Annotated in this window: 14 protein-coding genes; 10 read left to right on the forward strand and 4 right to left on the reverse strand. The window is 30.2% G+C overall.

Annotated features, from left to right (window positions below; all coding sequences use genetic code 11):
• Positions 1-79: 79 nt before the first annotated feature.
• Positions 80-1,594 carry an alpha/beta hydrolase gene (locus D1817_11350; protein ID AXT20458.1) on the forward strand — a complete coding sequence of 505 codons (1,515 nt, stop codon included), beginning with the start codon at positions 80-82 and terminating at the stop codon, positions 1,592-1,594.
• 460 nt (positions 1,595-2,054) lie between these two features.
• Here the strand turns inward: D1817_11350 and D1817_11355 are convergent, their stop codons facing one another.
• The gene (locus D1817_11355) at positions 2,055-2,831 is read right to left on the reverse strand and encodes a hypothetical protein (protein ID AXT20459.1); all 777 of its coding nucleotides are present in this window, start codon (positions 2,829-2,831) and stop codon (positions 2,055-2,057) included.
• Between the two features lie 657 nt (positions 2,832-3,488).
• On the opposite strand from D1817_11355, the gene D1817_11360 reads away from it, so the two are divergent.
• The 6 genes from D1817_11360 (at position 3,489) to D1817_11385 (ending at position 8,690) form a co-directional block, all read left to right on the forward strand.
• The gene (locus D1817_11360; GenBank protein AXT20460.1) at positions 3,489-3,839 is read left to right on the forward strand and encodes a hypothetical protein; all 351 of its coding nucleotides are present in this window, start codon (positions 3,489-3,491) and stop codon (positions 3,837-3,839) included.
• 300 nt (positions 3,840-4,139) lie between these two features.
• Positions 4,140-4,778, forward strand: a complete 639-nt coding sequence (locus D1817_11365) for a GntR family transcriptional regulator (protein AXT20461.1) — start codon at positions 4,140-4,142, stop codon at positions 4,776-4,778.
• Positions 4,779-4,833: 55 nt separating this feature from the next.
• Positions 4,834-6,312 carry a hypothetical protein gene (locus tag D1817_11370; GenBank protein AXT20462.1) on the forward strand — a complete coding sequence of 493 codons (1,479 nt, stop codon included), beginning with the start codon at positions 4,834-4,836 and terminating at the stop codon, positions 6,310-6,312.
• Positions 6,313-6,503: 191 nt separating this feature from the next.
• The gene (locus tag D1817_11375; protein ID AXT20463.1) at positions 6,504-7,223 is read left to right on the forward strand and encodes a DUF4375 domain-containing protein; all 720 of its coding nucleotides are present in this window, start codon (positions 6,504-6,506) and stop codon (positions 7,221-7,223) included.
• Between the two features lie 158 nt (positions 7,224-7,381).
• Positions 7,382-7,927, forward strand: coding sequence for a hypothetical protein (locus D1817_11380; protein AXT20464.1), 546 nt, complete (start codon positions 7,382-7,384; stop codon positions 7,925-7,927).
• 427 nt (positions 7,928-8,354) lie between these two features.
• Positions 8,355-8,690 (forward strand): hypothetical protein, encoded by a 336-nt coding sequence (locus D1817_11385; GenBank protein ID AXT20465.1) that lies wholly within the window; start codon positions 8,355-8,357, stop codon positions 8,688-8,690.
• A 201-nt stretch (positions 8,691-8,891) separates the two neighbouring features.
• Here D1817_11385 and mnmE read toward each other — a convergent pair whose 3' ends face one another.
• The gene (gene mnmE / locus D1817_11390; GenBank protein ID AXT20466.1) at positions 8,892-10,280 is read right to left on the reverse strand and encodes a tRNA uridine-5-carboxymethylaminomethyl(34) synthesis GTPase MnmE; all 1,389 of its coding nucleotides are present in this window, start codon (positions 10,278-10,280) and stop codon (positions 8,892-8,894) included.
• A 108-nt stretch (positions 10,281-10,388) separates the two neighbouring features.
• Between mnmE and D1817_11395 the strand changes: the two genes are divergently transcribed.
• Positions 10,389-11,552, forward strand: coding sequence for an AhpC/TSA family protein (locus D1817_11395; GenBank protein AXT20467.1), 1,164 nt, complete (start codon positions 10,389-10,391; stop codon positions 11,550-11,552).
• 11 nt (positions 11,553-11,563) lie between these two features.
• Here the strand turns inward: D1817_11395 and D1817_11400 are convergent, their stop codons facing one another.
• The gene (locus tag D1817_11400; protein ID AXT20468.1) at positions 11,564-12,214 is read right to left on the reverse strand and encodes a rhomboid family intramembrane serine protease; all 651 of its coding nucleotides are present in this window, start codon (positions 12,212-12,214) and stop codon (positions 11,564-11,566) included.
• Between the two features lie 54 nt (positions 12,215-12,268).
• On the opposite strand from D1817_11400, the gene D1817_11405 reads away from it, so the two are divergent.
• Positions 12,269-13,159 (forward strand): lipid A biosynthesis acyltransferase, encoded by an 891-nt coding sequence (locus D1817_11405; GenBank protein ID AXT20469.1) that lies wholly within the window; start codon positions 12,269-12,271, stop codon positions 13,157-13,159.
• A 7-nt stretch (positions 13,160-13,166) separates the two neighbouring features.
• Here the strand turns inward: D1817_11405 and glmM are convergent, their stop codons facing one another.
• Positions 13,167-14,552, reverse strand: a complete 1,386-nt coding sequence (gene glmM, locus D1817_11410; protein AXT20470.1) for a phosphoglucosamine mutase — start codon at positions 14,550-14,552, stop codon at positions 13,167-13,169.
• 73 nt (positions 14,553-14,625) lie between these two features.
• Here glmM and D1817_11415 point away from each other — a divergent pair, with 73 nt between their 5' ends.
• Complete coding sequence (locus D1817_11415; protein AXT20471.1) at positions 14,626-15,228, forward strand: DUF479 domain-containing protein; 603 nt, start codon at positions 14,626-14,628, stop codon at positions 15,226-15,228.
• Position 15,229 lies beyond the last annotated feature (1 nt).

The following is a 15,229-nucleotide window of genomic DNA, read 5'->3' on the forward strand; positions in this document are numbered from 1 at the left end:
TTATCAGTATTTGATAACAAAGATGTATAGTTTGCTATTCAGAATAGTTATTTTACAACTTAATTAATTAAGTTGTAAAATGAACAAAAAAAATATACTATTCTCTCTATGTATAGGCACTTTCACCTTTCTAAATGCTCAAACATATGTAGGTGAAATACAATTTTTAAATCGGTTTGAATACGTGAAATTATCTTGTAAAGATGGCGTATGTGAATTTTCTGTGCCCTATGTCGATGGCGACAAAAAATTTCCAGTTTCAGGCAATCCGATAGATGTTATTAATACAAGATGGGAAGTTGATAGAGGTATTGAAGATTGGAAATTTACTACAGAACTAAAGGATAATAAGATCAGAGGTAAATTATATACTACTTCAGGAATTCAAAATATCACTTTAACAGAACAATTAGAAGGTATTAGTAAAAATATATTAAACCATTATAATGGTGTATATCAGGATGAAGACGGATTAAATTTAATTATTTATGATCGTTTTGATTTCCTTCATATAATATCACCATATTCTGAAGAAACCATGTCTTTAAAACCAATTGGTGAAAATAGATTTTGGAGTATTTCTGGTGAAAAATCCACGTTCAAAGATTTTAGTAAGAATACATACAATACTATAGAAGTTACAAATAGAAAAGGTTTAAAAAAGATTTTAAAACGAACCTTAGGCTACAAAGTACAAGAAAAATGGATTCCTATAAAAAAAGACACACTTTATGCCAAATTATATATGCCTATAAGTGATAAAAAAGTCCCTGCTTGTTTAGTTTTACCTGGAGGAGGAGCTACAGGAATTGACAATTATGAATTTGAAGCCATGTTGTTTGCTGCTAATGGTATGGCGAGTTTAGTCTTTGATAAATCTGGCAATGGTAAATCTAAGGGGCCAGGTAATTTTCAACTTCAATCATTTGAAGAAAAAAATATACAATACATACAATTATTCAATTATTTAAAAAAACATCCTCAAGTTAATTCTAATAAAGTTGGAGTTCATGGCCCTAGTGAAGGAGGTAGATTATCTTTATTAATGGCTATAGATTTAAAAGATCAAATATCTTTTGTAAATGCTATAGCTGCACCATTAATGACAATGAAAGAAGGGCAGTTTTATGCTATGGATCAACATCATAGGCTCTTAGGAATCTCTGAAATAGAAAATATGGATATTCAAGGAATTTGGTCAATTTATTATCAAGGCATCATCGATGGAAAAATAGATGAAGATATTATAGGCCAGATAAGTAATTATTCTAAAAAGAATAATCGATTATTCCTTCCTCCTCCTTCTACTGTAATACCCAGTTCCCCAACTAAAGAAGATTTGTTAAATGAAAGGGTTGTTAACGAAGCAAATCAGATAACTTGCCCAGTTTTTTTACAATATGGTGAAAACGATCAGCGTGTAAATGCAACTAAAAGCTTAATGAATTTTTACCCAAGAATTACTAATAAAGATTTAATTCAGACTAAGTTTTATCCTCGAGCTTCTCATTCTTTAATGACACCAGAATTTAAAATTAGCCCTGGTTATCTTCAAGATAAAATCAAATGGTTAAAAAAAATACACATTCTTTAAAATATAGATTATATTAAATCTTAATTACAGCAGTATTAATTTCAAATTCGATTTGTGCGCAAAAATACTGATCTATATAACATTCCTTTTTTAGGAAGAATTTCATTTTTAAAAAATGAATCACTCATTCAGCATTATATTTGATTTACTGTTTTTTATATAGCATTTCAAAAATTTAGAATCGAAAGTTTTATTTTTTAAATCAGAATTGATTTCAGAAAAGCCATTGTGAATAGTAAAACTTCTAATAATTCAATTAATTATAATTGTTTATACTAAGAAATTAAATTTAGTAAGGTTATAACAGAATAATTCTCAGCTAAATATGATATAATAAAGAGAAGTATAAATCTATATTGAATCTTTTATTTAAACTTTAGAGTAGTATTATAATTATAATAAAAAAGGTAACCTAAAAAATCAGATTACCTTTTACCTCAAACATATTCACACAACTATACTATTGATTACTTTTTAAAAAGGCAACAATATCTTTACCACTAGGAGCTTTGTCAACTATATTAAAACTTCTTGCTTTTTGAGTGTATCCTTTTTGCAATGTAAAGTCGTCTTTAGATTTTATTTGGTACATTTCCATGCCTAAATAATAAGGAGCTTCTTTGCTGATTAGATAACTGGTTTTAGCTACTATGACTCCTTCTTTTGGATGCCCTTTAGGAGCTCTTTGATGAACATTATCTACAACCCAAACAGTATGAGTTTTTCCGTTTTCATCTTTTACTTTTTTTGTGCCTGACACTTCAAATTCAGGTTCTGCTACATTTCCATCATATAAGCTTAGAGTTCTCAGTTTGAAGTTAACCCCTTTTTTTAAATCCATTGAAGCAAATAGATGAGGTACTATAGCAATGTTAAAAGCTTTAGGGCCATTAACTTCTTTGGAATTTGCTTTTCCTTTTATATAATGCGTTAAAATATGTTTTCCATTCTTATATTGTTGAATTGCTGTATCACCTTCTTCATTTTGCACATCAGGTATATGCCCTTGTATTGGTGCAGTTCTGTAGAGTACTTCAAAAGTATTAGCATCAACAACAGTGTAGTCTAAATAATTAGTCGCTTGTAAATACCAACTTTGAATTATAAGTACATGTTTGCCATCATAGATTCCGTGATCTATACTAGTATATCCATTTCCTCCATAATTATCTACTAAATCTACTCTACAAGATTTGATAAGGTCAGAATCGATTTCTATATTTTCAGGAGATATCAATTTCAGGTTATCTTGACAATAACTAGTAAAAGTCAATAATAGTAAAATTAAGAATAGTGATAATTTATACATTTTTTTCATTTTAATGTTTTTTAATTAATATCACTAATGTATTCTATAACATATAGGAAAAAGTATAAATGTTACAAGTGTGTGTTTTTTGACGTTGAAATAGATAAATTAAGAATGTATTTTCCGCTAGTTACTTTCCGATACAGAAATTAACATAATAAGTTTTATAAAGTTTTAAATATAGACGGTACAAATTTGGTACGTTAATAATCAAAATTATTTAAAATAAAACAAATTACTACTTAAATTAAGCTTGATTATCAATTTTTTCAATTTTGATTTAGGTTATGCTCTATTCAACTAAAGTTATTTTATGATGTTTCTTCTGAAAATTAAAAGGAATAAAATACGTGTTACAACAACGTGTATAATTCATTGCTCCGAAATTCCTCTCCGCTGAATAATCGGTTTCTGTTTATTTGCTAACTTAGTGCAGACGCAACAAAGCCATACACGAACACGCTGGCAAACATTAGAAGCCGACTTGAATTTAAGAACTTAGAATTTATAATATGACCGATTTCCACTATATCATATACGGACTAACAATAGTTTTTGGAATTATAACTTGGTTAGGTATTAAGAATGGTATACAAGGCATATAGGGAAAACGAAAAGGTAGAAAAATACAGGTTTGAAAATCGAACTTCAGGAGGAGTAGTGAATTATGATTCATATGAAAAAGCAAAATCACATAGGATTGTGGAAAAACGACAAAGTTGTGCGTTTAACATTGGATATCTGATAATCGTTTTTGCAGGAATGGCTTTTCTATTTTTTGTCGTAACGAGAACAGTAATTACAGCTCAAGAAATTAGCCAACAAAAAAGACTTAAAAAGCATAGGGGGTATCTTAATTCTAAGGAGTTCGATAGCATTAAAAAAGCTTACAAAATAAAAAGTGACAGTATTAGAAAATTAAAAACAAATAAATAATAGAACCAAAATTTTTGATTTCGATTAAATAGTCCTTTAAAAAATAATAAACTACACACAACAACGTGTATAATTAATACTGCTTTCTACTCTAATTAAAATTGCTAACTTTAAACAAACGATTTGCTACATCTGAAAATCCTGCGAATTCTTAGCCGTACAAATCATACACCAACACGTGGTAAAACATTTTTCTGAATTAGCATATTGCTATTTATAATTCGTAAATCATTTAACTATTAAGCAATTTTTAATTCAAATATTTTGTAAAATCGTATACGATATATTATATTTGTGATTATGATGAAGAAAATAATTTTTAAAGATGAGGTCAAAAAAATCCTCTTAGAGCATATCCTCACAGGTAGTATAAAACCAGGTGAACGCATTTCACTTCCTACAATAGCTAAAGAACTAGAGTTAAGTGTAACACCAATTCGTGAAGCCTTAACCCAACTATCTGAAACTGGAATTATTACTTACATCGCCAACAGAGGTTTTTTTGTTATTGAACTGTCTATAAAAGAAGCTAAAGAGATTTATGACTTGATGGCTGTTCTAGAAGGCAATGCTGTAAAAAAATCACTTTACAATGATCAACAAATAAAAGAACTGAGAATGATCAATTCAGCATTTGTAAAGGCCAAAAGTGCCATAGAAATGTTGGATTATGATAGGCAATTTCATCAAAAGCTTATTGAAACTTATACAAACGAATCGGCTATTAAAATAATTGAAAACTTAAGAGTAAGAATTAGCTTGTATGATTATGCCTTTTGGAATGAAGGTCAAAAAATGACATCTATAACGATGCATGAAAAGATCATTAGCCTTTTAGCTTCTAATGACATTACATCTGCGGTAACTCTTGTTGAAGACAATTGGATACAAGGTGTTCATTACATTATTAATAAGCTTGAAAAAAATCAATCAAAATAACCATTCTCACACTTTGACCAACCAGTCTATTTGTAACAAATATTAAATTCAAAAAATGAAAAAATTATTGTATTTCTCAACGATCTTATGTTTATTGGTTAGTTGTAAACAAGAAGAAAAACAAACACTCTCGCCTGAAGCTCTTGAAATTAAGAATGCATTACTCAAGCAGAAAGGACATTTTGATGCTCCAGGAATCGCATTTGGTCTCATTAAAAATGACACAATTATATATTCTGATGCACATGGTGTTAAAAGTTTAGATACTAAAGCACCACTAACTTCACGGTCATTATTTCATATGGCATCAGTTTCAAAACCTTTTGTTGCAACTGCAATTGTTCAATTAATAGAACAAGGAAAAATTGATTTGAATGAAAAGCTTACTCATTATCTCCCTTATTATACAATGACAGATAACCGCTATAAAGACATTACAATTAAGCACATGCTTACACATACTTCTGGAATCCCTAACATTGATGATTATGAATGGGATAAGCCACAATACGATGATGGCGCCATAGAACGCTATGCTAGGAGCCAAAAGAATTTTAAACTCGATTTTACGCCGGGTGAAAAATTCAACTACAGCAACCCCGCATTTGATATACTATGTGATGTGATCGCCAAGGTCTCAGGCATGACTTTTGAAGATTATATGAAAAAGAACATCTTTGAACCAATTGGTATGAAAAACAGTACCTTCTTCAAACCTGAAGTTCCTAAAGACTTGGCTACACAACCTCATATCTTGGGTGACAGTCTTCAAATGGTTGTTAGTGAAATTTACCCTTACAACAGAAGACATGCTGGGAGTTCAACACTCCACTCTAATGTTGAAGACATGTTACTTTGGGCTCAAGTATATCTTAACAAAGGAGCAATTAATGGTAAACAAATTTTTAGCAAAAAATCCTATGATTTGTTGACAAGTATTTACACGTATGATGGAAAAAGTAAAGTTCATTTAAGTTGGTTTTCAGGAAAGTTAAATGATTCTCCAATATACTATCATAGTGGACAAGATACTGGGTATAATTCATTTTTTGGTTTCATGCCAGAAAAAAAATTGGCAGTAGTAATGATGGTGAATGCTGACGAATTTTGGACTTTGAATAATTGCGCTAGAATTCTAAAAAATTCAATTTTTAATGACAGTATTCATTTAAAGGGACCTATACACTATAAACTAAAAGACCATATTTTGACTCATGGAATAGAAAAAGTGAAAGAGATATATCGAACGGAAGAACAAAAAAATCCTCAAGACTATTATTTCAGAGCAAATTATTTAGATAATTTAGGTTATTGGTTGATTGATAGAAATCACCCAAAAGAAGCCTTAGATGTATTTTTATATCTTGTAGAAGTAGAACCTGATTATGCTGGGTGGGTTTCCAGTGCTGCTGATGCCTATAAAGAAATGGGTAGTATTAATATGGCTATAGAATGGCATAAAAAAGCACTTAAAATAGATCCAAGCTATGAGTACGCGAAAGAAGAGATAGAAAGGCTTTCAAAAAAACGATAAAATAAATGATTTTATGAATTGAAAACTTTATAAAACGTTTTACAACAACGTGTATAGCTAATTATTGGCACAGCTTGTACTCGGAAAATTCTACGGATTTCTCTAATGGTTCGTTCCCTTTTACTATCTTGACCTAGCCAACATAACTAACCATACACGTACACGTTGTAAGCCATTTGAGAAAAACGCCAATGAAAATAATAATCGGAATAATTATAGCAATCGGACTTTTGTTTGTTTACCTAAATAAAAAGAAACAAAATGCGACAGAATCTACATCTGAAAACACAAAACCAACTACTTTCTATTCATTAAATGACGGAAACCAAAGTGAATTACTTATTTCAATGGAAATTCCTCAAACGTGGCTTGATTCAACAAAGACTAAATATGATTGGAATGAATTTGATGAATACGACAACAGAATGTGGGAATATATGTATAAATTCTTTGACGAAACAGTTGCAAAAAGTGGAATTGAAGACTACAACGAATTATGGAACAAATTAACTCGTGAACAAAAAATATTTTGGGCTTTTTTATCATTTAATGGAGATACTGATAATGGCGGAGTTTATCAATTTATTTTCAACCGACCTGAATTTATTGTTGCAGTTGCGGAAACTTGGGACGAATTAAAAATGACGGAATTGGAAACTGACTATGAAAACGTATTGAAAGAATTAACTGGAAAATCGTCAAAAATTAGCGAACTAAAAGCAGTTTTTAATGATGAATCCAAAGATTGGAAAAAAAGATGGGATTCGTTCGAAGATGGATATAAAGAATTAAAATCGACCGAAAAGATTGAGGAATATTATTACGACAAAGAATTTAAGAAAAAACTGTACAAACAAGTTGCTGATTTAATCGAGAATAATATTGATAAATTTGCAACAATAACGAAATAAAAAACGGTTTACAACAATGGCTATAAGTAATTGCTTGTCCTCGTCTACTTTGGAAATTCCTGAGGAATTTCCAACTTGGTGTGTACTTGTAAAGTTAAGTGCTAACCCACGCAACTACTCATATCCGAGACCGTTAGCAACAAGACCGACAAAACAAAATGGCAGTTTGGATTCAAATAATAGGATTACGAAAACCGGACTCAATTGAGAACGAAAAAGAAAAGATTTTCGAAATCCTAAACAAAACGAAATTTGATTTTGATTTTGTAAAGCAGAAAACTGGTGTTGGATTAGAAAAAATCGAATGGAATTTGATTGAATCAAAAGGAATTGAATTCTTTGAATTATCAATGTTTGACCAATCCTTGAAAATTTATTTTGATAATCCGAATTTTATTGAGTTTTCAGGTTCTTTTGAACTTTTTAGTTCTTGGTTTCGTTTTGCTGACAAAGAGCAATCTGAATTGACAAATGGAATTAGGAAAGTGTTTCGGAAAATTGCGTCCGAATATGGAATTTCGGAACTAATCTATTTTTCAGAATGGTTTTTTGAACTCGTAGAAATACGAAACGAAGAAGAAACTTTTGAGGATTTAATGGAACGGATTAAAAATTATCCAGGCCTTAAACGAGAAGATTTTTTTGGACTTGAATCAAATGAATATTACGTTGAAACAACAAGTCCAGTTGCTAACAATGTATAACCGCAATTACGGCGGATTCGACTACGTCCAAATCCACTCGGAATTGCTAAAGTCTGTGCCAAACCGAAAATTAACGCAAATAAACCCGTAACTGACGGTTATACGAGACCGTTGTGCATAAGCTGAACAGACCAATGAGTATTAAAGATAAATCACTAAATTTCCAATACCAATACAGCCGAATTTTCACTTTCGGTCTGAATAGGAAAAAATTTATTTGCTTACCGAAATGTAATAGTTTGTTTGTGTCAAATAATTCAAGAAATACATTTATTGCACTCGGATTTACATTGTTTTCTTGTGGACTATTTTTTTCTGGAATTATAGAAGGTTTTATAAACGAAAATGAAATTACAACGGAATTTATACTTGTGTTTTTTTAGCTCATCCAATTGTTGCGACTATCGGATTACGTCAATTTTTGTGGATGATTAATGGACGACAAGAATTACGGATTGAGAATGGAAAAATGACATTAACTAAAAAAGGAACTTTTCTAACTAAAACACAAACTTTTGAATTGGAACACGTGGAAAACGTTCGGAATGAAATCCAAGAAAATTCATTATCCCTTTATGACAAAACATTGAGGAATATCGCTCTGAATAGGAAATTGCTTTTTAGTCACATAATGGGAGAAATTCTCTTTAACTACAAAGGAAAAAAAGTCAAATTGTTTAATGAATTGACTGAAAATCAAAAAACTGAATTAATAACTGAAATCAATAATCTGAAACAAAAGCCTACGCACAACACCGTATAAAATTAATTGCTAATAGCAAATAAAGAGTGTCTCGGAAATCCTAGCGGATTTTCTAAATTCTATACCTTTTTGTTACCTTATTGCTCATAGAATGATCTCACATCATTGCAAAACATATTGGTTTGGATACATAAAATACTCTTCTCCTATTTATAGGTGTTTCAATAAAAATGATACAAATATGGAGCAAACTATATCAAACTATTTGCCGATACAGAAATTAGCAAAAATATTACCTAATAAATCATCTGAAGTGATTTCCCCTGTGATTTCTCCAAAATGATATAGAGCTTGACGAATATCTATTGCTAATAAATCTCCAGAAAGCTTATCATCCATACCTTGTTGTACTTTTTGTATTTCGGTTAAGGCTTTAAGTAAAGCATCATAATGCCTGGAATTGGTAACAATAGTATCATTATTTCGCAATGCGCCAGTATTTACAAATTCTAAAAGTTTAGTTTTTAATAGCTCTACCCCTATTCCTTTTTTTGCAGATAATGTTATCACATTCGGAATTTGAGATTTAAGATTCAAAATCTGTGCTTTATCTATCTTGTCTATTTTATTAGCAATAATTAATAAAGGTTTTTGAGTGTATTTATTTTTAAGTTTCTCGATTTCTAATTTTAATCGCTCCTCTTGATATTTAAATTCTTCAGCATTAAATAAAAGGATCACCACTTGAGATTGATCTATTTTTTCAAATGTTTTTTTAATTCCAATATTCTCTACAACATCTTGGGTTTCCCGTATCCCAGCAGTATCTATAAATCGAAAACCAATACCTCCTATTGTAATTTCATCTTCAATAGCATCTCTAGTCGTTCCTGCAATATCACTAACAATAGCTTTTTCTTCGTTTAGTAAGGCATTTAATAGTGTAGATTTCCCAACATTAGGTTCTCCAACAATGGCAATTGGTATTCCGTTTTTAATCACATTTCCAATCGCAAACGAGTCGATTAAATGTTTTAGCACTTTAGTAATTCGTATTATCAAACTTTTAAATTGTTCTCGATCTGCAAACTCAACATCTTCTTCTGCAAAATCTAATTCCAATTCTATGAGTGATGCAAAATTTAAAAGCTCATCTCGTAACGATTTAATCTCATTACTAAAACCACCTCTCATTTGTTGTATGGCCAATTGATGGGATGCTTCATTATCACTAGAAATTAAATCTGCAACTGCTTCTGCCTGGCTTAAATCTAACTTTCCATTTAAAAACGCACGTAAGGTAAATTCTCCTGGGTTAGCTATTCTACATCCATTACGTAAAAAAAGTTGAATAATTTCTTGTTGTATGTATATACTTCCATGACAAGAAATTTCGATTACATTTTCTCCAGTATAAGAATTTGGATTTTTAAATATAGAAACCAATACTTCATCTAAAACTTTACCATCATTAACAATATGTCCTAAATGAATTGTATGTGTAGATTGCTGAGATAGAACTTTACCACTAATCGATTTAAAAAACGATTCGCAAATTACAATAGCATCTTTCCCAGATAGCCTGATAATAGCTATGGCTCCAGCACCAGAAGGTGTAGCTAATGCTATAATTGTATCGTTATTTATCATAAAATCTTTGAAAAATTTAAACAAAAGTAGTAAAATTGTACTGTGGCAACACACTCCTAATCTATTAAAAGCTATTTATGACTAGTTTTTAAAAAACTATAAAAGAAAATGAAAAAGTTAATTGTAGTATTCTTAATTATTAGCACTGTGCTTTCTTGTAAAAAAGAAGAGTCTATATCTGACAATACTTATGAAATAAATGTATCTTCAAAAGGAGTTTACAATGGAGTTAGAGCCTATTTAAAACTGGTTTCTAATAATAGTAGAGCACAAACAGTAACAGATACTGCTATTGTAGTGAATGAAACTTTTACATTTAAGGGCAACATTGATAATACATCTATGCGTTTATTAACTATTAATGGCGTTAGTAGTAGTTTACCCATAATTTTAGAATCGGGGGTGACAAATATTGAAATATATAAAGACAGTATATTTGCTTCTAAAGTTAATGGCCAAAAAAACAATACAGCTTTTAGTATTTATAAATCTGAATTAAGAAAAAAGAATACAGCATTAAATGAGTTAAGAGGAAAGATGAATTCTGCTAGATTAGAGAATAATAATGTGTTGTTTGAACAGTTATCTCAACAAAACATTTCTTTAATTCAAGAAGGAGAAGCTTATCCTTATGAATTTATATTGGAAAACCCTAAACTTGATTTTTCGTTATTATTATTAGAAAACTTAGCTTCTGGAATACAACAAGTAGATATTGATAAATTTAAAGAATGTATGCAAAGCTTAACTAGTGTGATTAATAAAAATGATTATAATAGAAGTGTTGCAATTAAATTAAATATTTTCATACAGAATAAAGAAAATGAAGCCAAAGTAGATATTGGTAAAGTAGCTCCTAATTTTACTGGAACAACACCAGAAGGAAATACCATCTCTTTAAATGATATTAAAGGAAAAGTTACTATTATTGATTTTTGGGCTGCATGGTGTGCACCTTGCCGAAAAGAAAATCCAAACGTGGTAAAGGTATATGAGAAGTATCACGATAAAGGTTTAGAAATTATAAGTGTATCACTCGATGGTAGAGCTGGTCAAAATAATCCTAAAACAGCCTGGGTTAAAGCTATTGAAAATGATAAGTTAAATTGGCATCATATCTCTAGTTTAACTTATTTTAATGAGCCAGCTGCTAGGTTATATAGTATAAATGCTATCCCTGCTACTTTTATTCTAGATGAAAACGGAGTAATTGTTTCTAAACGCTTAAGAGGTGATGCCTTAGATCAAAAAATAGGTGAGCTTTTAAAGTAGATTTGTTCTTATTAAATATGACCTGTACGTTTCATTATATAAAGAATTAATATAGGTACCGCCAACATTCCAACCATTAATAGGTTTTCTTTAAAAACCCAAGTTGCTAAAATTAATGTAATTGCATAACCACCAATAGCTCCTCCAAAATGGGCATCATGACCAATATTTCCTGTTTGTTTTTTCATTCCGTAAATAGAATAAAGCAAGTAACCTACACCAAATAAATAAGCTGGAATAGGTATTGGTATAAAAATGAAACCTATTTTTAAATCCGGGCTCAATAATATAGCAGAGTATAATATACCTGTAACTGCACCACTTGCACCAACAGCACTATAATGGTATTCGTTTTTATGAAAATAAAGGGACAATAAATTCCCTACTATCAAGCTTCCAAAATAAATAATTACAAAGTTTACCTGACCTAAAATATCAATAACTTCATTTGCAAAAAAATAGAGTGTAAACATATTAAAAAACAAGTGCATCTCATCTGCATGTAAAAAGCCTGAGCTTACCATACGTACCTGCTCTCCTCTACGTATGCCTCCTATATTAAATTTATAAGTTTCAAAAAAAGAAAAATCTTTAAATCCCTTTAAAGAAAATACAACATTAGCTCCTATAATTATAATTGTAATAAAACTTATTTCTCCCATAAAGTGTTAACGTAAAAACCAAATATAGCATATATTTGTGGAAAATAATGTTAAGTGCAATTATTAGCTTATATACTTGTTTACCCTTTTCTTCTTCTAATTTCTATACTGCCATTTAGGCTATTTTATTTATTCTCAGATATTGTTTATATAATCGTTTATTACGTTATTAGGTATCGAAAAAAAACAGTAGTCAACAATTTAAAATTAGTATTTCCTGAGAAATCTGACATCGAAATTAAACAGATACAAAAAAGGTTTTATAAGCATATGTGTGATATGTTTCTGGAAATGATTAAATCCATTAGTATTTCTGAACAGCAACTCAACAAAAGGTTTATTATTAAAAACCCTGAAGAGCTTAAACGCTTAGAAGCGTTAAATAAAAGTGTAATTGTTACTTATGGTCATTATGCAAGTTACGAATGGTCTGTAGTTGTTGTTAATAATATATCGTTTAAAGGTTTTGGTGTTTATAAGCGAATCGCAAATACATATTTTGATGCATTAGTAAAACGTATACGTACAAAATATAATACAACTTTAATTCATACCAGAGAAGCTATTTCAAAAATTACTAAGAGTGAAGCTGAAGGGCAAAAATCTATGATTGCATTTTTAAGTGATCAATCTCCAAAAAATTTTAAAACAAGCTATTGGTCAGAATTTATGGGAATTCAGGTACCTTGTTTTACTGGAGGGGAGAAATTAGCTAAAAAGTTAGATCTATCTGTAACTTATTTAAAAATTGAAAAAGTAAAACGTGGTTATTATGAAGCTACACTAGTACCGCTTACAGATAATATAAAAATGTGTGATGATTTTGAAATAACAAACAAATTTCTTCAAGAACTTGAATTACAAATACATAAAACTCCGGAATACTATTTATGGACACATAAACGCTGGAAACACAAAGACAAATATCACCTTAGAAAAAAGTAATTAATGATTATTTTGCAATTGTTTGAATCTCAGAAATAATCTGATCTGCTAATTCATCTGCTTGAGTTTGTGTTTTTGCTTCTGTGTATACTCTAATAATTGGTTCTGTATTACTTTTACGCATATGCACCCAACTATCTGAAAAATCTATTTTAACACCATCAATTGTCGTTATTTTTTCATTACCATAATTTGATTCGATCACTTTTAAAATACCATCAACATCTAAATCTGGGGTTAACTGAATTTTCTTTTTACTCATATAATAATTAGGGTATGATTGCCTCAAAGCATTGACTCCAACTCCTTTTTCAGCAAGTAAATTTAAAAAGAGTGCTACTCCAACAAGTGCATCTCTACCATAATGTAATTCAGGATAAATAATACCTCCATTACCTTCTCCTCCAATAATAGCATTGTTCTTTTTCATTAGTTCTACTACGTTAACTTCTCCTACAGCACTAGCTTCATAGCTACCATTATGCATTTCTGTAACATCACGTAAAGCCCTTGTCGAGCTCATATTGCTTACTGTATTACCTGGAGTTTTACCTAATACATAATCTGTGCAAGCAACTAAAGTATATTCTTCTCCAAACATTTCGCCTGTTTCATCTACAAATGCCAAACGATCAACATCTGGATCGACTACAATACCAAAATCGGCACGTTTATCGACTACCATTTTTGATAAATCGGTTAAGTGTTCTTTTAAGGGTTCTGGATTATGAGGAAAATGCCCATTAGGGTCGCAATATAATTTAATAGTTTCTACACCTAATCTATCCAATAAAAGAGGAATAGCAATCCCTCCTGTAGAATTTACACCATCTACAACAACTTTAAATTTTGCTTTTTTTATAACCTCAACATCTATCAAATCTAAATTTAAAACTTCATCAATATGCATATCTATATAGGCCTCATTAATAGTAATCTTTCCTAAATGATCTACATCATTAAAATCCATATTATCAGATTCAGCAATTCTCAAAATTTTTGCCCCCTCCTCAGCATTTAAAAACTCTCCTCTAGCATTTAGTAATTTTAATGCATTCCATTGTTTTGGGTTATGGCTTGCAGTTAAAATAATTCCACCATCTGCATGCTCCATAGGTACAGCAACTTCTACTGTAGGAGTTGTAGATAATCCTAAATCAATAACGTGAATGCCTAAACCAACAAGTGTGTTCATTACTAAATTCTGTATCATTTCTCCAGAAATCCTAGCATCTCTTCCTACTACAACTCTATAATTTTCTTTATTTCGTTGTTGTTTTACCCAAGTTCCATATGCCGATGCAAATTTAACAGCATCAATTGGTGTTAAATTATCTCCTACTTGACCGCCAATAGTTCCTCTAATTCCTGATATAGATTTTATTAATGTCATTCTCTTAATTAATTTTCAACAAATATAGTATTTCATAATCGTATTCTTCGTTATGAATTTGTAAATTCGGGCAATGAATTTCTTAGCACATATTTATTTATCTGGGGATAGTATACCAGTAACAATTGGAAATTTTATAGCAGATGGCATTCGCGGAAAAGATTACAAAAAATTTCCATTAGAGATACAAAAAGGTATTTTATTACATCGACAAATAGATACATATACTGATGCACATCCTACAGTTAGAAAAAGCACAAAGCGTTTACATAAAAAATACGGACATTATTCTGGAGTTATAGTAGATATTTTGTACGACCATTTTTTGGCTAAAAATTGGAGTTCATATAGCGAAATTCCTTTAGAAACATATATAGATGATTTTTATGATATGTTAGATGACAATTTTAAAATTTTACCATTACGTATTCAAAAAATGATGCCACATATGATTGCCGATAATTGGTTGTTAAGTTATGCTTCTATTGAAGGGATTACAAACGTATTAGAAGGGATGAATCGCAGAACAAAAAATCGTTCTAAAATGAATTTTGCCGTTAACGAGCTCAAAGAATTTTATGAGGACTTTGAAAATGAATTTACACTCTTTTTTGATGAGCTTATCAATTTTTCTGAACAACAACTAAAAATAGTATCTTCACAAACTAATCAATAAT

This window comes from Flavobacteriaceae bacterium (assembly GCA_003443635.1).
Taxonomy (GTDB): domain Bacteria; phylum Bacteroidota; class Bacteroidia; order Flavobacteriales; family Flavobacteriaceae; genus AU392.